Origin of the sequence: Larkinella rosea (assembly GCF_003858635.1) — a bacterium.
In the GTDB taxonomy this organism is placed as follows: Bacteria; Bacteroidota; Bacteroidia; order Cytophagales; family Spirosomataceae; genus Larkinella; species Larkinella rosea.
In genome coordinates, this window is record NZ_RQJO01000008.1 from 477,906 (window position 1) to 498,721 (window position 20,816).

Annotated in this window: 14 protein-coding genes; 10 read left to right on the plus strand and 4 right to left on the minus strand. The window is 49.9% G+C overall.

What is annotated here, in order from left to right; translation table 11 throughout:
* Positions 1-87: 87 nt before the first annotated feature.
* Genes EHT25_RS10750 through EHT25_RS10775 form a run of 6 tightly spaced genes read left to right on the plus strand, consistent with a single transcriptional unit; the run spans position 88 to position 9,537 of the window.
* On the plus strand, positions 88-3,372 hold the full coding sequence (locus EHT25_RS10750) for a family 78 glycoside hydrolase catalytic domain (protein WP_124874283.1): 3,285 nt from the start codon (positions 88-90) through the stop codon (positions 3,370-3,372).
* Complete coding sequence (locus tag EHT25_RS10755) at positions 3,369-6,098, plus strand: family 78 glycoside hydrolase catalytic domain (RefSeq protein ID WP_124874285.1); 2,730 nt, start codon at positions 3,369-3,371, stop codon at positions 6,096-6,098. The genes EHT25_RS10750 and EHT25_RS10755 overlap by 4 nt, the downstream gene beginning before the upstream one ends.
* Before the next feature lie 19 nt (positions 6,099-6,117).
* Positions 6,118-6,864: an SDR family NAD(P)-dependent oxidoreductase gene (locus tag EHT25_RS10760; RefSeq protein WP_124874287.1), complete on the plus strand. Its 747-nt coding sequence runs from the start codon at positions 6,118-6,120 to the stop codon at positions 6,862-6,864.
* Between the two features lie 4 nt (positions 6,865-6,868).
* A complete protein-coding gene (locus tag EHT25_RS10765) occupies positions 6,869-7,492 on the plus strand; it encodes a cyclase family protein (protein ID WP_124874289.1) in 624 nt (207 codons plus the stop codon).
* A 13-nt stretch (positions 7,493-7,505) separates the two neighbouring features.
* A complete protein-coding gene (locus EHT25_RS10770) occupies positions 7,506-8,522 on the plus strand; it encodes a zinc-dependent alcohol dehydrogenase (protein WP_185731333.1) in 1,017 nt (338 codons plus the stop codon).
* A 52-nt stretch (positions 8,523-8,574) separates the two neighbouring features.
* The gene (locus tag EHT25_RS10775) at positions 8,575-9,537 is read left to right on the plus strand and encodes a C-terminal binding protein (protein WP_124874293.1); all 963 of its coding nucleotides are present in this window, start codon (positions 8,575-8,577) and stop codon (positions 9,535-9,537) included.
* 3 nt (positions 9,538-9,540) lie between these two features.
* On the opposite strand, the gene EHT25_RS10780 is transcribed toward EHT25_RS10775, so the two are convergent.
* Positions 9,541-10,452 carry an AraC family transcriptional regulator gene (locus tag EHT25_RS10780; RefSeq protein ID WP_124874295.1) on the minus strand — a complete coding sequence of 304 codons (912 nt, stop codon included), beginning with the start codon at positions 10,450-10,452 and terminating at the stop codon, positions 9,541-9,543.
* 407 nt (positions 10,453-10,859) lie between these two features.
* On the opposite strand from EHT25_RS10780, the gene EHT25_RS10785 reads away from it, so the two are divergent.
* The 3 genes from EHT25_RS10785 to EHT25_RS10795 all read left to right on the plus strand — a co-directional run bounded on the left by EHT25_RS10785 (position 10,860) and on the right by EHT25_RS10795 (position 17,540).
* On the plus strand, positions 10,860-14,390 hold the full coding sequence (locus EHT25_RS10785; protein WP_221622264.1) for a SusC/RagA family TonB-linked outer membrane protein: 3,531 nt from the start codon (positions 10,860-10,862) through the stop codon (positions 14,388-14,390).
* A gap of 11 nt (positions 14,391-14,401) precedes the next feature.
* On the plus strand, positions 14,402-16,021 hold the full coding sequence (locus EHT25_RS10790; protein WP_124874297.1) for a RagB/SusD family nutrient uptake outer membrane protein: 1,620 nt from the start codon (positions 14,402-14,404) through the stop codon (positions 16,019-16,021).
* A 667-nt stretch (positions 16,022-16,688) separates the two neighbouring features.
* Positions 16,689-17,540, plus strand: a complete 852-nt coding sequence (locus EHT25_RS10795; RefSeq protein ID WP_124874299.1) for an outer membrane beta-barrel protein — start codon at positions 16,689-16,691, stop codon at positions 17,538-17,540.
* A 207-nt stretch (positions 17,541-17,747) separates the two neighbouring features.
* Here the strand turns inward: EHT25_RS10795 and EHT25_RS10800 are convergent, their stop codons facing one another.
* Both EHT25_RS10800 and EHT25_RS10805 read right to left on the minus strand, forming a co-directional pair.
* Complete coding sequence (locus tag EHT25_RS10800; RefSeq protein ID WP_124874301.1) at positions 17,748-18,263, minus strand: putative immunity protein; 516 nt, start codon at positions 18,261-18,263, stop codon at positions 17,748-17,750.
* A gap of 106 nt (positions 18,264-18,369) precedes the next feature.
* Entirely contained in the window at positions 18,370-19,395 is a 1,026-nt protein-coding gene (locus tag EHT25_RS10805) for an aldo/keto reductase (protein ID WP_124874303.1), read from the minus strand.
* A 240-nt stretch (positions 19,396-19,635) separates the two neighbouring features.
* Here EHT25_RS10805 and EHT25_RS10810 point away from each other — a divergent pair, with 240 nt between their 5' ends.
* Positions 19,636-20,370 carry a DUF6683 family protein gene (locus EHT25_RS10810; RefSeq protein ID WP_124874305.1) on the plus strand — a complete coding sequence of 245 codons (735 nt, stop codon included), beginning with the start codon at positions 19,636-19,638 and terminating at the stop codon, positions 20,368-20,370.
* A gap of 17 nt (positions 20,371-20,387) precedes the next feature.
* On the opposite strand, the gene EHT25_RS10815 is transcribed toward EHT25_RS10810, so the two are convergent.
* Complete coding sequence (locus EHT25_RS10815; protein ID WP_124874307.1) at positions 20,388-20,735, minus strand: DUF1801 domain-containing protein; 348 nt, start codon at positions 20,733-20,735, stop codon at positions 20,388-20,390.
* Between the last annotated feature and the right edge of the window lie 81 nt (positions 20,736-20,816).

The following is a 20,816-nucleotide window of genomic DNA, read 5'->3' on the forward strand; positions in this document are numbered from 1 at the left end:
TTGAATACCTGGAACGCACCGATTTGCCGCCGTAAATTTGCGGCTTTTCACACCGTTTGGCTATTCACTCCTTTTCAACCTGTACCAATGAAGATTCTGTGGTTTCATTTCCTGGCTCTGTTATCGACCTTTTTAACCTACGGTGGGAATCAAACGAATGATCTGAAAATCAGTAATCTGCGGACCGAGTATGTAGTAAATCCGATTGGGATTGATGTCACCCAGCCCCGCCTGAGCTGGGAATTGGTTTCTGCCAGAAAAGCCCAGTCTCAGTCGGCTTACCAGATTCTGGTTAGTACGGACTCCCTCGCCCTGGTAAACGATGTCGCTAACGTATGGGATTCAAAAAAAGTGGAATCCGACCGAGCCAGCCAGGTGAGGTACACCGGCAGCAAGCTGGTTTCCCGGACCACCTATTTCTGGAAAGTCCGCGTCTGGGATGCCGGGAAGAACGTGAGTTCGTGGAGTCCAATAGCCAGCTGGTCGATGGGACTGCTACAGAAAGAAGACTGGCGGGCGCACTGGATTGGAGCACCGGAAGAAAATGTACCTGACAGCGCAAAATTCAACATCTGGCCCAGCTTTCAGTCGGGTTTTAGTGCAACGGAGATTGCTGGAAATCAATGGATTGGAGTTGATTTGGGCTCGCAACGGGAAATTCATCAAATTAAATTATATCCGGCAGTGTCTAAACTTCAGACCAACGGATACTTATTTCCCCGGCGTTTCAAAATTTTGGTATCGGCTACCCCTGACTTTAAAAAGCCAACGGTCATTGCGGACGAAAGCGCCCGGGATTATGACCAGAAAGGGCTGGAACCGTACAGTAAACAGATGACGCCCGCAACCGGTCGATACATCCGGATAGTCGTCAGCAAACTCCGAAAAGCGGACGAAGGCAAGTACGCCTACGCCTTCGCTGAGTTGGAAGCCATCAATGCCCGTTCCGAAAATGTGGCCTTAAAAAAACCGGTTGTAGCCTCTATTCCGTACGCTGCGTATCCGGCCTTTTCGGCTGAAAACTGGTCGCCCGCAAAATTGACGGATGGAGCTTACACCGGCAGTTCGGCCAATCGCAAGCCCTTCAAAACGTCCATCCCAGCATCGCCTTTGTTGCGCAAGACCTTTACGGTAACGAAAAAAATTAAGAAGGCCACCCTCTACGCGAGCGCTTTGGGAATGTATGAGATGACCATTAACGGCAAAAAAGCCGGGAATCAGGTGTTGGCACCTGAGTGGACCGATTACCACGAACGCGTTCAGTATCAAACCTATGACGTCACAAAATCCCTGAAAAATGGCGTTAATGTGATCGGTGCGATGCTGGCCGATGGCTGGTATGCGGGCGGCCTTTTTTCCCATCCTGATCGGGGTGCGTACGGATTCGACCGGCGATTGATCGCGCAGTTGGAGCTGCTGTTTGACGATGAAACCCGAACGCAGGTTGTAACCGATCAAAGCTGGAAACTATTGGAAAACGGCCCTATCCAAACGGCATCCCTCTTCGACGGCGAAAATTTTAATGCCAAGCTCTTACCCGCGAAGTGGATGGAGCCCGGTTTTGACGATTCTGTTTGGAAACCGGCTACGGTTGATAAAACCATCTCAAAAGTCCTCAACGCACAGGGCAACGAGCCGATCAAAGTGATTCAGGAAATTACGCCGGTGAAGGTCGTCAAGGTGAAAGACGGCACGTACATCGTTGATCTGGGGCAAAACATAGCGGGGTGGGTGAACCTTAAAATTCCATACAATCCGGGTCAACCCATTACGTTCAGGCATGGTGAAGTGCTGGACGAACAGGGGCAACTTTACGTCAGCAATCTGCGGGCCGCCAAACAAATTGACGTATATACCCCCGGATTAGAAAAAACCGTTGACTATGAACCACGTTTTACGTATCACGGCTTTCGGTACGTTGAGATTTCCGGTCTGACCCAGGAACCTAAATTAACCCATATAACGGGGAAAGTGGTCGCGTCGGCTGCGCCTTTGGCAGGTGCGTTTGAAAGTTCGTCGCCCGATCTTAACAAACTGTGGACCAATATTTTATGGACCCAGCGGGGGAACATGCATTCGGTCCCGACCGACTGTCCGCAACGGGATGAGCGGGCGGGATGGATGGGCGATGCCCAGGTGTTTGCCCAGACGTCTATTTTCAATTTGGACATGGGTGCCTTTTTCACCAAGTGGGTGCGGGATATGGCTGATTGTCAACGAGCCGACGGCCGTTATCCGGATTACACGCCACAGGTCGATAAGTGGAATCGCTATTGCAATGCCCCCGGCTGGAGCGATGCGGGTGTCTTAGTCCCCTGGCGAATGTATGAGAACTATGGCGATACGGCCATCCTGGCCCGCCAGTATACCTCGATGAAAGCCTACATCCGGCACATTCTGGAGACCAACCCGGATTTGTTGTGGAAAAATGAACGGGGGAACATGTACGGCGATTGGCTGAATGGAAATACCATCATTGCCGACGACTATCCGAAAGAGGGCGGTAAAGTAGATAATGATATCTACTCGACAGCCTTTTTTGCAAACTCAACGCGCACCGTCGCCAAAGTTGCCCGGCTATTGGGTCACCAACAGGGGTACGTGTTCTACGACTCGCTGGCAAACGCGATAAAGGCGCGGTTTGTCAAAGAGTACATTGCCGAAGACGGTACCATAGCCGGCAATACGCAGGCGGCTTACGCCCTCGCTTTGGAGTTTGACCTGGTACCCGAAAACCTGAAGAAACAGGCCGCAGCCCACATGGTACAGGCCATTAAGGCGTATGATTACCGCATCTCGACCGGCATTCAGTCAACGATCCGGTTGATGAATCAGTTGTCGGAATTTGGCTACGCGGATGTGGCTTACAAATTACTGGAAAGCCGCCGGTTTCCTTCCTGGATCTACTCGATTGACCAGGGAGCAACCACCATTTGGGAACGCTGGGATGGATACGTGAAGGGACGCGGTTTTCAGAACGTAGGCATGAATTCATTCAATCATTACGCCATCGGAGCCGTGGGCGAATGGATGTATCGAAGCATTCTGGGCATTAATGCCGATTCCGCTGGTTACAAGCACTTTACCATTAAACCGCGCTTGGGAGGCAGCCTGACCTGGGCCAAAGGGTCTTATCATTCCATTGCCGGAAAAATTGCCGTCGACTGGAAAGTCGATAACGGCACCTTTCAGTTAGCGGTTCAGATTCCGGCGAATACAACGGCTACCGTGTTTTTGCCAACCGGGAAAAGCATCAGCGAAAACGGGCAACGTATCGCCGGGTCAACCGATATTCGGATTGTTGAAACCACGGCCGCCGGTACGGCTTTACTCGTGCCATCCGGGAGTTATACGTTTAGCGTGGCCTTATGAAGAGTAGAAAAATAACGTTACTGATCGTCTTACTGCTCATCATAGGTCCTGCCGTAAAAGCGCAACTTCGGGTGGTTGCCGCTTTATGCGACAATCGGACTAACCCGGTTGGTATTCACCCAAGTGATCTGTTTTTCTCCTGGGAAATGCAATCATCCGGGGAAGCCGTCACACAATCGGCGTATCAAGTGGTCATTGCCACGTCGAAAGCGAAGTTAACGGCAGGCCAGTTTGATGTATTCAATACCGATGTAGTGAACAGTGATCGGAGTATTCAGGTGCCGTATTTGGGGAAAGCACTTCAGTCGGCGCAGACGTATTTCTGGAAAGTTCGGGTCTGGGACATGGATAAAAAAACGTCTGCGTGGAGTAGCCCACAGCAGTTTACAACGGGAATCTTTACCCCGGCGGATTGGAAAAATGCCCGCTGGATTGGCTACGAAGATTTGCCCGATTCCGGGCGGGTTGTGCCCTTCGTTCACCTTCAACTGAAACCGGGTGATCCCCGGATTTTTAAAAACGCCCGGTCACCGTTGCTCCGTAAAGAATTTACAACGGCTAAAAAAGTGGCGAAAGCACTCTTGTTTATCAGCGGTTTAGGCCATTATGAGGCCAGTATCAATGGCCAACGGATCGGAGACGCTTTTTTGTCGCCCGGCTGGACCAGCTACGATAAAACCATTCTGTATAACACCTACGATGTTACCGGGCAACTCCGTCCCGGCAGCAATGCGATCGGCGTCCTGCTGGGCAACGGTTTCTACTCCATTTCGCAGGAGCGATACGTGAAAGGAACGGGCACTTTTGGAAACCCCAAATTGATTGCCCTGCTGAAAATTACATACACCGATGGCAGCACGGATCACCTGATTTCGGACCAAAGCTGGAAAGCAAGCCCGTCGCCCATTACGTTCAATACCATCTATGGCGGGGAGGATTATGACGCCCGCCAGGAGCAGAAAGGCTGGAATACGGCCGGTTTCGCCGATAAGACCTGGAAGGATGCGGTTTTAGTTACTACGCCGACAGGTAAACTACTGCCCGAAATTGATTACCCCGTTCGGTTGCTGGATTCCTTAACTGCCAGGAAAATGACGGTGGTCGGCCCGAATACCGTCGTGTATGATTTTGGCCAGAACTGTTCGGGAATTCCCCGCATCCACGTAAAAGGGAAAGCGGGACAGACCCTGAAAATCACACCGGCCGAATTGCTGCATGCGGACGGTACCGTCAATCAGGCGGATGGCGTGACACCCCATTCGTATGCGTATACGCTAAACGGAGATGGCGAAGAAACCTGGCAGCCCCGGTTTTCCTATTTTGCCGTTCGATACGTTCAGGTGGAGGGTGTCCGGGTCAAGGGAGAAGATGCTGATTTGCCGGTAGTTACGGAACTAAAAATACTCCACAACCGCAATGCGGCTCCTTCAACTGGTACGTTTGCCTGTTCGAATGCGCTGTTTAATCGAATCTATACCCTGACGGATTGGGCGATCAAAAGCAATCTGCAAAGTTACATCACCGATAATCCCCAACGGGAAAAACTGAGCTGGCAGGGTGAGCAGAATTTTATGCGCACGGCGATCAACTATACGTACAATGTGTACAGCCTATACCGCAGTCTGATTCAGAACATGGCCGACGCGCAGCACGAAAATGGCCTGGTTCCCGACATTGCCCCGGAGTACATAAAATTCGAAGGCCCTTTTGTTGATTCGCCCGAATGGGGCACCACAGCGATCCTGGATTCCTGGTTTTTGGTTCAGTTTTACGGGGATACATCGGTAGTCCGCAAAACCTACCGGATGATGACCCGGTACGCGGATTTTCTGGAAAGCCGGGCGACCGACAACCTGCTCCTGTACGGTTTGGGCGACTGGCTGGATATCGGAAAAGTGACACCCATCGGCGTTACGGCTACGGCTTATTACTACCATTCCATCAGCGCCTTAAGCGCCATGGCGGCTTTGATTGGAAAACCGGACGATGCCGCCCGCTACCGCAAGCTGGCCGAAATGATCAAAACCGCCTTCAATACAAAGTTCTTTAACCCGGAGAAGAAACTTTATGCGACCGGTAGCCAAACCGCCATGGCGATGCCAATCAGCCTGGGTCTGGTAGAGGAAAAATACAAAAAACAAGTACTCCATAACCTGGTGACGAACATTCAGTCCATTGACGCCAACCGACTGACCGCGGGCGATGTCGGAAACCGGTATCTGATCAAAGCGCTCTACGAAAATAATCACCCGGAAACGCTGTTTACCATGACCAATCGCGACGATGTGCCGGGCTATGGGTACCTGCTGAAACACGGGGCGACGGCACTGGTCGAAACCTGGGATGGCAAATCATCGCAGAATCAACTGGCGATGGGCCATATTCTGGAGTGGTTTTACGCGGGCATTGCCGGTATTGCTCAGGCGGAAAATTCCGTTGCGTTTAAGCACCTGAAACTTCGCCCCCAGCCGGTCGGTGATCTGACCTGGGCCAAGGGTAGTTTCCATTCGCCGTATGGCTGGATCAAATCCGGCTGGACCAAAACCGGCAACCGGTTTAGCTATCAGGTAGAAATCCCCGTAAACACCGTAGCCACCGTTTATTTGCCCGCGAAGGGCTATTCAAAAATTTATAAAAATGGAAAAACCGTCCGGGATTATACAATCGAAGGGGATACGGCTCGGCTGGAACTGGGTTCAGGTAAGTTTGTGCTAAACGTCGAGTGATCAAGAATTTGACGAAACAATGAGAGGACTAAAAAATAAAACCGTAGTGATTACCGGCGGCCTTGGAGACCTGGGTTATGCCACTGCCACCCGAATGACCGAAGAGGGGTGTGTGGTTGTTCTGGTTGATCTTCAACCCGATACGAAACATAAAGCCTCCGATCTGGATGCCCATTTCTGGCAACTCGATATCAGCGATGAAGCTGCCGTGGCGGAAACCTGCGCGGCCATTGAAAGCGAGGTTGGCCCCGCTCATGTGCTCATCAATACCGCAGCCCGGTTTATCTTCAAAGGGGTGGAGGCTACGGCAGACGAATGGCAGCAGATTAACGCCGTAAATATTGGCGGTACATCGCTGATGGCCAAATACATCGTTCCGCAGATGAAAAAGAACGGCGGTGGCAGTATCATCAATTATTCATCGGTGAGCGGTTTTGTCGGACAATCCAACTTTGCCACGTACAACGCCACCAAATTCGCCATTCGGGGGCTGACCAAATGCTGGGCGCAGGACCTGGCTCCTTTCGGAATTCGGGTGAACACCCTGTGCCCCGGCTACATCTACACCAGCGCCTTTATCAATTCATGCGAAAAATTAGGCCTGGACATCGACGAAGAAGATCGTCGGGCATCGGCCATGCACCTGCTGAACCGGCAGGGACGTCCCGAAGAAGTAGCTGCAGCAGCCGCTTTTCTGGCCAGTGACGATTCTTCCTTCATTACCGGCAGCGACTTATTGGTTGATGGCGGCTATTTAGCAAAATAAAACGATGAAACTGGTCGATCTATCCCATCCCCTGGTCCACGGACAGCAAACGTTTCCGTCTGACCCCAAGCTGAGCATCGTTCCGCACGGAAATACCCGCACATTGAAATACAACATTACGCAAATCGTGATGGGGTCGCATCAGGGAACGCACCTGGACGCGATGTATCATTTTCTGGATGATGGCAAAACGCTGGACCAGATGCCTTTAGAGTGGTTTTATGGGAAGGTGCACGTACTGAGAATACCCAAAGAGGCCCGGGAAGAAATTACCGTTGCTGATTTTTTACCGTATGAGGAGTTGCTGGTTCCGGAGGCCAAAATCATCTATGACACGGGGTGGTACAAACACTTTGGGCAGGATGATTTCTTCGAAAATTTCCCCTCGCTGACGCAGGAGGCCAGTACGTACCTGGCCGATCGAAACATCCGGATGCTGGGCATGGACACCCCAACGCCCAGCCGCGACTGGTATGAAGTTCATCACATCCTGCTAAAAAAAGAAATCGTCATTGTGGAAAGCCTGACAAATCTGGATCAGGTTCCCGATGAATTTACGTTCATGGGATTTCCGCTCAACTTACAGGGCCGTGACGGCTCCCCGATACGGGCCGTGGCTCAATTCTGAAAGTCAGCTATCGATGAAAGCACTGTTTTATCCCGAGTTTAAAAAACTCACGATTGCAGAAAGGCCATTCCCTTCTTTTTCCGAGGATGAGGTCTTGCTGAAAGTACTGGCTTGTGGCATTTGCGGGAGTGAGCTGGAAACCTTTAAAAACCAAAGCCCGCGCCGTGTCCCGCCTTTAATTATGGGCCATGAATTTTGCGGAACGGTTGAGGATATGGGTTCCGACGTAACAGGCTTTACGAAAGGCGATTGGGTGGCCAGCAATAGCGTCGTGTCCTGCGGAACCTGCGATCCCTGCCAACGGGGAGTAACGAACTTATGCAAAAACCGGCAAATTTTCGGTATGCATCGGGGAGGGGCCTTTGGGGAATACGTGAATGTACCGGCCCATTGCCTGGTTCCGATCCCGGAGAATACGACACCCCAAGCCGCCTGTATGGCCGAACCACTGGCCAATGGGATTCATATCGTCAACCTGATCAGGCACTTAAACCCTAAAAAAGTGTTGGTGATCGGTGCCGGACCCATCGGACTGGTTACGCAGCAGGCCTTTCAATCCCTGCTGGGCGTAGCGGTGTACGTAGCCGATCTGCGGAATGAACGGCTCTCCATTGCGCGGAAATTAGGCGCTACGGCCACCATCAATTCCTCGGAGGAAGACCTGGTTTCCGCTATTTATCAAGTTACCGACCAGGAAGGAATTGACCTGGTTGTTGATGCCGTAGGGAGTTCCCAAACGAACCAGCAGGCCTTGAAAGCCGTACGGCCGGGCGGGGCAATTGTGCTCATCGGTCTTTATGAAAACACTCAATCCTTTTTTTCATACGACATTATTTTATCCGAAAAGCAACTCATTGGCACCTACGCGGCCACACAGCAGGAAATCAAAGAATCGTTGAATTTAATAGCTACCGGAAAAGTAGACGTTACGTCGTGGGTTCACTATTACCCGCTGGATAACGGGGTGGCGGCCTTTACTGACATGATGCTGGCAAAAGCAGATCACGTCAAATCGGTTATCCTTTTCTAAGTTTCATTTTCCGCCAATCGTTTGCTCTCGGGCATCATTTGACGTTATTTTTATGAATAGCAGCACGAAGAAAATTGTCATTACGGATCACGGTTTTTCAAACATTAACCCGGAAAAAGCGGTATTGGAACAATCGGGCTATGAGCTGATCGACGCCCAATGCAGAAGCGAAGCCGATTTATTAGCGGCAACGCGGGATGCTTTTGCCCTGATCGTCCAATGGGCACCCATCACGGAAACCATCATCCGAAACCTGGATCATTGTCGGCTCATTGTACGCTACGGTATTGGTGTTGATAATCTCAATCTGGCGGCAGCCAGGGAACGGCAAATACCGGTTTGTAACGTACCCGATTATTGCATCGATGAAGTGTCTGATCACACGTTGGCCTTAGCGATGGCGCTCCACCGGCAAATCCCGGCGACAGATCTGCGGGTTCGGGAGGGTGTTTGGAAAATAATTCCGCCCGGTACGGTTCCAGCCTGCAAAGATGCTCTATTTACGACGCTGGGCTTTGGACGGATCGCGCGGGTTGTCCTCCAAAAAGCCGCTGCGTTCCATTTTAAATTGGCCGCATTCGATCCCTTTGTAAGCGAAGAAGAAATGCAGGCATTGGGTGTCCAGAAAATAACCTTTGAGGAAGCCCTGGCGAATTCGGATATTCTCTCCCTGCATTTACCCCTCAACGACACAACCCAACATCTCATTAATCGGGAAACGTTATTGAAAATGAAGTCGAATGCGGTTTTAATAAATACATCCCGGGGTGGGTTAATTAATACCATTGACCTGGCTCAGGCATTGATTACAGGGAGTATCGGTGGCGCTGGTATCGATGTCTTTGAACAGGAACCGCTTCCTGAAGATCATCCGATTCGTCAGGCACCCAATACGATACTTACCTCGCATACGGCCTGGTATAGTCAACGCAGCATTCCGATTCTTCAGCAATTTGCCGCCGAAGAAGTATTGAGAATGATAAACGGGGAACCGCTGAAGAACCAGGTAACTTAGTAATTATTCAGCCAAATTGTTTTCCTGAAGCTGATATAAAGATGCCTGAAAGTACATAGATTTATGCTTAAGCTGGAATTGTTTAGGTGACAGTCCGGTAAAGCTTTTAAATTGTTTGTTAAAGTTTGAGACATTTTGAAAACCGCATTCAAAACAAATCTGCTGTATGCTGAATTTTTGCAACATTAATAGTTTACAGGCATAGCCAACTTTCAGTTCATTTACAAATTGGGAAAATGGCTTTTGCATGCGTTGTTTAAAATACCTGGAGAAAGCCGTTGGACTCATGTGGGCAATATCAGCAGCATCAATTAATCGAATCGATGATTTAAAATTATTCATGATGTAGGCGTGGACTTTATTTAATCGATCATTCGTGTTTTCATTAACATTTAAGTTGTATCCTTCGCTGGATAATAAGATTAACTCTTTAGAATCAGCTAACAAGCAAAGAATTTGCAATAATTTGATTAATTTATTGACACCACTTAACGTTTGAATCTGGTACATTTGATCGATAACTTCGATCTGGGTTTTACCCGTTATTTTTATTCCCCGCTGGGATAGTTGCAGAAACTGTTCGATCGCATATAATTCTGGCGTTGTAAAAAAAGATGATCCTAAGAAATCTTTTTTAAAATGGATTACGAGCGCTTCTGACGACTGATTTTTTTCTTTAGAGCTATCGGATTTCCAGGTATGTGCTAAATTTTTTCCAATAAAAATCAGATCGTTTTCATTATAACGATCAATATGGTCTCCGACAAATCGGGTTCCAGAGCTTTTAACGATTAGCGTTAATTCATATTCGGAATGGTAATGCCACAAGCCCGGAAACGAACCATTATATTTAAAATAATTGACACTGAAAGAATCAGTTTCTGTTTTTTTAACCTTCAAAAGAAGAGGGTCCATAGAATGTATTTTCGACAGCTAATCAATTTGAGAAAAGTAAACACGCTCCAATTACTGGATCGTTCAACGATTAAGACAGGAATATTGCTGAGGTCCTTCCTGACCACATTCACTATATGCCGTTTGCCCATTGATTACCATGTGCCATCAATGTTTACGCTGGAATGTGTTACCATAGTAATTCTCCTGGTTACTAACAACAAAACTGGATGAAAGTAGAACGTGTTTTTCATCTTGTGTTGTCGATTTCATATGAATTTGTTCAAATAATTTTACTTGGATGAACATGAATTTATATCGAAATAATATTATTTTTAACACAAGTTCTTTATTTTGAATTCTTGTTTACTTTTTTCTTAAACCAATTATTTTGCCGTTTGATTATTCACCTTTATTCCTGTTCACGCATGCTCAAAATCATTACGATCAAAAGAAAAGGATCCTTATTCCTTCTGTGCAACCTGCTTTTTAGCCTGGGACTATATGCACAGGTGCAGGTTTCCGGAAAGGTAACCGATGCCTCAGGGGCCACGTTGCCCGGTGTGAGTGTGATCGTTAAAGAAACAACGATTGGCACTGTCACCAATTCCGATGGAATTTTTACCATCCCAAATGTTCCTTCTACAAAATCCACCCTGGTATTCTCTTTTATCGGGTACACCACCCAGGAAACCGTTGTGGGCAACAGGAAAGTTATTGACATTAGTCTGGCTGCGGCCGACAATCAGCTTAGCGAAGTAGTCGTGATCGGGTACGGTACCGCAAAGAAAAGCACGCTTACGGGTGCGGTATCACAGGTTGATTCTAAAGTCATTTCTGTCCAGGCAAACTCCACGGTTACCCGAGCCCTTGAAGGGGTGGTACCCGGGATTCAGGTCTCTTCCATTGATGGCCAGCCCGGTCTGGACATGGGTATTCGTTTACGCGGAGCGGGCTCTACCAGCCAGAACAGCTCCAATGCCCTGATCGTGATCGATGGTGTGCCCACTGAATACCCCAATGCACTGTCTTCCATCAATCCGAAGGACATTGAAAGCATCAGCGTGCTGAAAGATGCCGCTTCCACTGCCGTTTACGGTTCGCGTGGAGCCAATGGGGTTGTCCTTGTGACGACTAAAAAAGGGACAAAAGGGAAACCGAATATTTCGGTACAAACCCGGGCTGGATTCAATTATCTGGGTGGATTGCGGTTTGATCTCATCGATAATGCCAAAGACATTTATGAACATGCCTGGCTGGCCATCTACAACTCCGCCCGCTACGGGGTGAACGGCGGATCATCTACCGACGGTAAATTCACGACGAATGTGGCCAATCCAAACATGTCTGCTGAAGCGGCCGGTTTGTTTGCCAGTGCCCATTTATTCGATTATACGGGCTCAAAGACAAACTTTGCCATGAACCTGTTGGGCAATTACATGGCCTATGACGTCCCGGGCGCTGTGTATACGACCACCGGTAGCGGAGCCAATGCCAGCGCGACCATGTCGGGTGCGTACCTGATTGACCCGACCACGGGCAAGTTGAATCCAAATGCAAGACCACTTTGGGACGCCGGATCGTACAAGGATTACTTCTTCGAAAAAATGTTCCGTCAGGAGCATACGGTATCGGCAAGCGGAGGCTCCGATAAAATGGATTACTTTGTTTCTGTGGGCATGCTGGAAGATCCTTCTTACATCAGAGGGTCGACATTCAAGCGTTACAACGCACGTACCAATGTCAATGCACAACTCACCAGCTGGCTGAAAGTAGGAACCAATCTGGGTTACACGATGCGGAATACCCTATCACCGGCTACCCGTTTCGGACGTAACCCCGGAACCGTGCAGCAAAACGTGTTCCGGTGGGTGAATGGGCAGAATCAACTCGTACCGTTGTTCGCCAGAGACCTTCAGGGAAATATCCGTAAAAATCCGAACGGCACCGACATGGTGTCCGATAATGCGAATGATAGCTATTCGCCCCTTGGCGTTCAGCCCGGTACGTTCCCGAACGGAACCACCAGTCAACCGCTTTATGCGACCAACCTGATCGATCTGTTGGATAAAGACATCGACCTGAGGGAATCGCACGACTTGAACCTGAAAGGGTATTTCACGGTGAATTTCCTCAAGAACTTCACCTTTACCAACAACATTTCGTATGACCGCTTTACGGAAGTGCGGACGCGTTACGGGACGCCTGAGACGGGAGCTGTCGTGGGTATTGGTGCGATTGGAAAGTATTATACGAACACCGGCGTTTTCAACACGCAACAGTTGCTGAACTGGGGTAATGAATTTGGTCGCCATTCCGTTACGGCACTGGCTGCCCATGAATTCTACCAATATAAAAGTGATCTGCTGAACTACGCTTCTGCGTATTCGCTGATCAATGGGTTTACCGGTGCCGGTAACTTCACCAGCCGGTACAATACTGCGGGCGCGCCGTTCGGTACGCCGGGTTATGGTGGAGACATCACCGCCATGGATAGCTATTTTGGCCGGGCGGTGTATAACTATGACGACAAGTATTTTTTGGAAGGCTCGCTGCGCAGAGACGGTTCGTCTAAATTCCGATTCAAAGAGAATCGCTGGGGAACCTTCTGGTCGGTTGGTGGTGGATGGCGTATTTCTCAGGAAAAATTCATGCAGGGATTCAGTGATGTCATCAATGAATTGAAAGTACGGGCCAGCTATGGGGTGATCGGTAACCAGAGCGGTATCAGCAATTACTCAGGTTATCAAACCTGGAGCTACGGTGCGGTTTACACAAACTCAACGGCTGGAACCGGTGTCCCTGCCACGTACACCCTTCAGCAAGGTGCTGCTGTAAATGATAAACTAACCTGGGAAAACACGCATACCTTTGATGCCGGTATCGATTTCTCCCTGTTAAACCGGAGATTGAGTGGAACCATTGATTTTTACAACAAGAATACGGTAAACTCCGTGTTTGCCCAGCCTCTTGCCGCTTCCATGGGACAGGCTTCCCTCACCCTGAACAACGCTGAAATTGTCAACCGCGGTGTGGAAATTGCCCTGGACATCAAACTCATCCAAAACAAAAATATCAACTGGAGCATCGGATTGAACGGTACCCACTACCGCACCATTCTGACTAAATTTCCCAAAAGTGTAGGTTCGCCATCACTGGGCGGAAACTTTACCGGTTTCATCGATGGATGGGGAATTGCCAATGGTGGTGCTAACACCGCCGGCCAGATCATGTACCTGCGTGGTGAAAATAAGGATTACTACAACCTTTATCTCTACAAGTATGCGGGAGTGGAGCAGAGCACCGGTTTGCCCTTGTTCCATCACACCGTTACGCCGGAAGACCAGGCTGCAGGACGCTTTAAGGATAGCAAAGTGGGAGCCATCGTTAGCACACCTGACTACACGCTGGCCACCCGTTATGAAATGGGTAGTGCAATTCCAAAAATTATTGGTGGCTTTTCGACAAGCTTTCAATTTAAAGGGTTCGACTTCACCGCTATCCTGGCCTACCAACTGGGGGGGAAATTCCTGAGTGTGGAATATGCCAACAACCTGTACCGATCGGGAAACATAGGAAATGCCTTATCGAAAGAAGTATTGGGAAATACCTGGACGCCGGAGAACAAAGACGCCAAATTCCCGATGGCATTTTATGGCGATACGTTCTATACGAGCGGGGCTACCTTTGGGCCATGGCAGTATACCGATCAGGCTTTATTCAGCGCTTCTTATCTGAATGTCAAAAACCTCACCTTGGGGTATACGCTCAGTGGCGCCTTCCTGGACAGGTTGAAAACAAAAAGTGTTCGGGTGTACGCATCCGGCGACAACCTGACCATGTTGACATCTCATTCAGGTATCGATCCACGCATGTCGCTGGTCGGTGGAATGGAAGTGGGGGCAGCCGTGTATCTGCCTATGAGCACTTTTTCGGTGGGTATCAATTTAAACTTTTAATTAGTCGAAAGATGCGTATTTTCAATAAATATATAACGGGTTTGGCAGTTTCGGGTATGCTGCTAGTTTCTGGGTGTGCCGATAAACTGGAAGTAGAGCCACCACACAGCATTAGTGACAAACAAATAGCCGAACTTCTGGCGTCGGGTGATGAGGCCAAGATCCGGATCGTCATGGGTGGCATGGCCAACGGTCTGCCCCTGCTGTTCAACAACGCAGGTGCCACAGGTGCAGGCGTTGCGGACATGTATTATTCCACTCAGGGACTGGATGTCAATCGTTCTATTGAAGGAAATGATATCATTCTGGGGGATCAGGAAGGGCTGAACGTACTCTCCGGTTCAGTCGAATATCAGCTTGGTGACTTCATTAGCTCTGCCAACTCAAAGAATGGTAATTACTGGAGGTATGGCTGGTTTTGTATTACGACTGCTAACCAGATGCTCAATTACCTTCCGGATGAAACCGTGGCCAGCAACAACTTTCTGAAGGAATGTAAAGCCAGAGGATTGGTTGCCAGAGCCTATGGGTACAACTACCTGATGGAAAATTATCAGAACGCCTTCCTGCAGGGCGGAAAGGACAAACTTGGCCTTCCGTTGTATGACCGGTTTCAACCCACTCAGGAAAACAAACCTCGTTCATCGGCGGTAGAAACGTATGCCTTTATCAAAAACGACCTGAACCGTGCCATTGCCTTGTTCAAAGAGGCTGGGATTGGCTATACGACTGATATAACGGATATCGATCTGGCAGTGACCAATTTCCTGCTGGCACGTGTATCGGTATGGACCGGGGACTGGGCTACTGCGATCAGTGCGTGCAATGAGATTCTGGCAAAGTATCCAACGCTTCTGAGCCAGGCACAGTACGGAGGTAAGAACATCGGCACCGCAGCAGCTCCCGAAATAAGGCCGGAATCCAATGGCTTTCTCAATAATGCGCAAAATCCGGAGGTTATTTTAGGGTTCCCGCTTGGTGCTGCCAACACGTACTTTACCGCTTACATGAATCCCTTCGGTAGAGGGAACGGAGGGCTGGAAAGGGCTTACAAGCGGATTGATAACCGGCTGTATGAAAAAATAGCACCCAATGATTTCCGTAAAGATGCATTTTCGCTGGAACCAATTGGCAACTACACCTATCCGCCAAACAACACGGTTTCATTTATTCCTTCTTACACGAACCTAAAATTCGCAGCTACGCACGGATTGAACAGCAACAACAAAATTGATGTGGGCGCTTCAACGGCGTTTTACATGCGTACGTCGGAAGTGCTGCTCATGAAAGCGGAAGCTGAAGCGATGTCGCCAGCCACAGAAGCGGCTGCCAAAGCAACACTCGACCGGCTGTTGGCTGCCCGTACGAAAACAGGAGTGACACCGTTAACTACGGCTACTTATCCTGCGATGCAGGGGCTCACCACGTTACAGATGGTGCAGCTACAAACCCGCATCGAACTATGGGGTGAAGGCGGCCGGGAGTTCTACAACAACAAGCGCTGGAATATTCCTGTGGACAGAACCAGCTCTGCTAACCATGTTACCAAGTCAAGTTTACCGGTAGCCAAGATGACCCTTCAGATTCCCGAAGATGAAATTTTGTACAACCCGTTGGCTGTGCAGAATTAATCAATTTTTGACGTTAAGAAAGAGAGGTGTTCCGCCATGGGCACCTCTCTTTTTTGGGCTTTGCAAAATATTGAACCACATAGGAAGATAGCAAACGAAGAAAAATGAATCACGCGCCCCCAACTGGCTGCCCCTCAAATTATTAGACCTTTTTATCATGTGGTTATTAGAGTTGTTGCAGAGGTAATTATTAGCTGGTTAGTCAAGTAAAAATTCCAGATTCCGGCACAAACGTTCACGGTGGCCTTGCCCCAAATTAGATGGGGCAATCGTTAGCAGCCATTACTATCTTTTTGAAGTTAATGAAACCCGTTTACTCCTTCCTATCTGTGCGTACTGACTCAAACCGATTACATTCAGAGCCAAATTAAAGCAACGGGAAGTACAAACTATGCGTCTATTCGACCGCATGAAGTCTTGGAACTTACGAGGGTTTCAATGCCTTCGGATCACTACCCTACCCTGACCGTCCCCGGCACAGGCATATTTTTTTTGCCAGTACGTAATAATCCCAACATAAATACCTAGAAGCCAGTTTTTTATCTAAAAAATTGACTTGTTTTTACCTCCGGATGGTTAAGTAAAAAAACATTATTCGCCCTTGTTCCGTTTACTACAGCGAAAATGCGCAAGGGCATTTCTTTGTTCAACGTTATCCCAACCATCCATGAAAACACAACTCACACTGCTGGCAACCTGCCTGCTGGGTGTTCAGCTTGCCAATGGCCAGAACACCACCAGTACCACGTCTACGACGAGTACATCGACCTATAGTGCCCCGGTTACTGATACGACAAAGACCACCGGGACGACGTACACCACGAGCCCGGATACGCCCTCAACCGACAACGCGGTCAATGCAAACCGGACTACCGAAACAACCGTGACGACGCCCGCAGCTACCAACGGCTACACCACGACGACCACGACCACCACCACGACCGACGACCAGATGAGCCGCGAAAACCGGGATAAGGCGGAAAAGCCCGGGGGAAAAAGCGGAAAATTCGGTATTTATGCCGGGGTGAACATATCGAAGTTCGTCAATGAACCCATCCCCGATGATGCGTTCCGGGCGGGCTGGCAGGCCGGTCTGTACGGCCGCACGGGCGGAACGATTTTTGGTCAGATCGGTCTGGAATACCGCAATTCGACCAACAACCTGATTCGGACGGGTCCGGGATCGACCTCCGGAACAATTGCCGATCAGATCCGCGGCAAAATTGACATGCACTTCCTGGCAATTCCGGCTTACGTCGGGGCACGGATTGGCAACACGCTGGGCCTGCGGGTTCAGGCGGGTGCCGAGTTGGCATCGCTCGTAGCGGTAGGGCCAAACAACTTCCAGCTGGGCAAAGACGACCTGAACCGGACGATCCTGAACGGATTGTTAGGGGCCGGGATCAACCTGGGCCCGCTGACGCTCGACGTCGTGTATAACCACGGTTTGCAGCACGTGTTTGATGATGCCGATACCAAGCGCCGGATTTGGGCCTTCAACCTTGGTTTCCGGTTCTGATACCCGGTTTTGGAGTAGTAGAACTGCCATACTAACCCAGGATGTTCGGTAACGAATGGCCTGGGTTAGTATGGCAGACCCCACGAAGTACTTGCCGTGATGAGGGAAGTGTGCTGGAAGCGGCTATTCCTGAAAAGGGTTTTGGTTTAAAAACTGTGGGGGGTGGAAGCCGTAAACCAAGGGATTAATTGTAACCGTTCTCTGCCGTTAACAGGTAAATACCGACCAGCATAGGTTATTTCGCAACCGTTGATCGTCCAGGACAAGAGCACGGATATTCTCCGGAAGCTGGTCCCGCTGCCACTGGCATTCCTGATCACGAACAAAATCCCTTTTATCTTCTGAAGCGGCTGCCATAACGGCTCTGATGGCGTAGGCGGCTGCTCCCAATTCATGTGCCGCCACATGGGCTACTGCTACCGCCTGACCCGCGGATAAAGCCGCTAATTTCGCGGCACCGGACACTTCTTTTGCGGCTGCGTTCGCTACAAAGGCGGCCATATGGGCCTCTTTCATCGTAATTTCGCCCTTGACCCAAGCATGCGTCAAGGCAATGGCGCGTCGTGGACGGTCATCATCTGGCCGCGCTTCTTCGAAATAGGGCAATACATGCTGAGCACATTCCGCGGCCCAAATCGCCAGTGAATGATGGTCTGCGTCCACTAATATGCCACCGCGACGCAGGGTGATGAATCGTTTATCACGGATTTTAGGAAGGATCATAGCCGCTTGTTTAATGAACCATCGCGATGCGACGGATCAACTCATAACCTGAAAAGGGAATCCGTTCCGCGAAATTCTTTTTACCGGCCCGACCACCGGTTTTTTATCAGACGGGCAACGGATTCAGATCCGGATTTTTGCGTTGATGCCAATACGGATAAATGGGTTCTTTGTTGCTGGCAGCATCGAGTCTGGCGATCTGCTCTTTCGTTAAATTCCAGCCGATGGCACCCAGGTTCTGGATCAATTGGTCTTCAGTCCGCGCGCCAATCACGATGCTCGAAACCGTGGGTCGCTGCAAGAGCCAGTTCAGGGCCACCTGCGCCACGGTTTTGCCGGTTTCAGCCGCCAGTTCATCCAGCGTATCCATGATCGTGAACCAGTAGTCTTCCGACAAAACCGGTCCTTCGCCACCGCCCTGCGCAATCCGGCTGCTGGCGGGTGCCGGGTTGTTCCGGCGGTATTTGCCCCCCAGTCGCCCGGCGGCCAACGGACTCCAGACCACCGTTCCGATGTGTTGATCCAACCCCAGCGGCATCAGTTCCCATTCAAATTCGCGACTCAGCAGCGAATAATACGCCTGATGCGTCACGTATTTCGCCCAGCCATGGCGTTCGGAAACCGACAGGGATTTCATCAAATGCCAACCCGAAAAATTGGAGCAGCCGATGTAGCGCACTTTCCCGCTCTGCACCAGATCGTTCAGCGCGCTCAGGGTTTCTTCCACCGGCGTGTTGCCGTCAAAACCGTGCATGTAATAGATGTCGATGTAGTCGGTATTCAACCGGCGCAGGCTGTCTTCGCAGGCTTTCACGAGGTGGAACCGCGACGAGCCAAACTCATTCGGGCCATCACCCATTTTAAATGTTGCCTTGGTCGAAATCAGGGCTTTATCCCGCAAACCGCTCAACGCTTTGCCGAGGATTTCTTCCGACAGCCCGCGCGAATAGACGTTGGCCGTATCGAAAAGTGTCAGCCCCGCGTCCAGACACAGATTCACCATCCGGGTGGCCTCGTCGACCTGCGTGCTGCCCCAGGCTTTAAAAAACTCGGTTCCGCCCCCAAACGTACCGGTTCCAAAACTCAGCACCGGAACCTTCAGCCCCGATGCGCCTAATTGTCTGTATTCCATATTTTTATAGTTATTATTTCGCGGGGGTAAGCGGAGAAAAGGGAGGTAAGCAGAGATACTTTTATAAACTTCGCTTACCTCCCTTTTCTCCGCTTACTCCGCGAAACAATCTTTTCTCCAGCGTCAATTTAGGAAATATCGCTGCACGCCCGCTATTTTTTCCAAATTCCATCGTTAATTCGTTTCTGTGGATACGGTTTTCCACTCAACATCAAACTCGGTTTTAAAAACGCCACACGTATGAAAAACAGATGCAAACTAGCCCTGGCGGTTTTTCTTTTCTTATCAACAACGGCGTTTGCCCAGTACGAAATTGCCTCTTCGGTAGCGAGCGGTGAAGCCCTGTTTCAATCTAATTTTTCGGCCATCAACAGCACGCTGCTGAATTCATACAGCAAAAAGAAAGCAACTTCGGAAAAACCGCTTGCCCTGACGCCCTCGAAGCTCAAGGCGCTGGATTTCAGCCGGTCTTCCTCCATCAGCGAAAAAATTAAAAAGTTGTTTATCAACCAGATTACCCAGGCTAATCCGTCGGCTCAGCCCAAGCTGGAGCAACTTTTCGCAAATAACCGGCTGGTAACAGAATTCGATAGTTTGCTGGCAGGAAACGGTTTTTCCGGTCGGAACCTGGCCGACGCCCTGACCGCTTACCTGGTGATCAACTGGCAGGTTGCCAACAACCAGGAATTCAACGATCCGAACGGTTTTAACAATGTTCGCCAAGTGATGCGAGTGGCGCTATTGTCGTCAGAGGAACTGGCCGATTTACAGGACCGGGATAAGCAAACAATCGCCGAAACGATGGCGTACCAATCCCTGATCATGCGGACGGCCTATCAGGATCTGAAGAAAGCCAATAACCGCACTGGCCTGGCCAATTTGCAGAAAATCGTGCATAAAAGCGTAAAAGACCTCGGGTTTGACCTGAAAGCCGTCCGGCTGACGAGCGCCGGTTTTGTTAAAAAGGCCCGGTGATGATTGGCCGACTTCGTTTAGTGAGGACGGGGTAATACCGCTCCCAGAAGAGTTTTAATCGTTTCGATGGGCAGGTCTTTTTCCGGGTCGAACAGCATGATTTTCATGCGGGCGCGCTTCCCGGTGAGCAGGTCGGGATGGTCGACTTTGTAGCCATCGACGATGCCGAGGTACGGTTTCCGGTGTTTTTTATGCGTCCACAGATAGCAGAGCATTTTCTGGCGGTGGCAATAAACCGGCATGCCGTATTTCCAGGTTTCGACAATAGTTGGATCATAACCGAGAATGATTTCCCGCAGGGCCAGCAGGCAGCTTTTGACCGGTTCTTCTTTTTGCAGGAAATAGGTTTCGGCGGCCCGGAGCATGGGGTTTCGGTTCGTGATCGGCGTAAATATACATCTTTTAGCGCATCCGGTTTTTCAGGCTGGCGGCCGTGTCCCGCAGCG

Excerpts from the sequence above, each read along its gene's own strand:
- EHT25_RS10800 (WP_124874301.1), bottom strand. The coding sequence starts at position 18,263 with ATGATCCTTCCTAAAATCCGTGATAAACGATTCATCACCCTGCGTCGC.
- EHT25_RS10750 (WP_124874283.1), top strand. The coding sequence starts at position 88 with ATGAAGATTCTGTGGTTTCATTTCCTGGCTCTGTTATCGACCTTTTTA.
- EHT25_RS10760 (WP_124874287.1), top strand. The coding sequence starts at position 6,118 with ATGAGAGGACTAAAAAATAAAACCGTAGTGATTACCGGCGGCCTTGGA.
- EHT25_RS10810 (WP_124874305.1), top strand. The coding sequence starts at position 19,636 with ATGAAAAACAGATGCAAACTAGCCCTGGCGGTTTTTCTTTTCTTATCA.
- EHT25_RS10755 (WP_124874285.1), top strand. The coding sequence starts at position 3,369 with ATGAAGAGTAGAAAAATAACGTTACTGATCGTCTTACTGCTCATCATA.
- EHT25_RS10785 (WP_221622264.1), top strand. The coding sequence starts at position 10,860 with ATGCTCAAAATCATTACGATCAAAAGAAAAGGATCCTTATTCCTTCTG.
- EHT25_RS10805 (WP_124874303.1), bottom strand. The coding sequence starts at position 19,395 with ATGGAATACAGACAATTAGGCGCATCGGGGCTGAAGGTTCCGGTGCTG.
- EHT25_RS10780 (WP_124874295.1), bottom strand. The coding sequence starts at position 10,452 with ATGGACCCTCTTCTTTTGAAGGTTAAAAAAACAGAAACTGATTCTTTC.
- EHT25_RS10815 (WP_124874307.1), bottom strand. The coding sequence starts at position 20,735 with ATGCTCCGGGCCGCCGAAACCTATTTCCTGCAAAAAGAAGAACCGGTC.
- EHT25_RS10770 (WP_185731333.1), top strand. The coding sequence starts at position 7,506 with ATGAAAGCACTGTTTTATCCCGAGTTTAAAAAACTCACGATTGCAGAA.
- EHT25_RS10795 (WP_124874299.1), top strand. The coding sequence starts at position 16,689 with ATGAAAACACAACTCACACTGCTGGCAACCTGCCTGCTGGGTGTTCAG.
- EHT25_RS10775 (WP_124874293.1), top strand. The coding sequence starts at position 8,575 with ATGAATAGCAGCACGAAGAAAATTGTCATTACGGATCACGGTTTTTCA.
- EHT25_RS10765 (WP_124874289.1), top strand. The coding sequence starts at position 6,869 with ATGAAACTGGTCGATCTATCCCATCCCCTGGTCCACGGACAGCAAACG.
- EHT25_RS10790 (WP_124874297.1), top strand. The coding sequence starts at position 14,402 with ATGCGTATTTTCAATAAATATATAACGGGTTTGGCAGTTTCGGGTATG.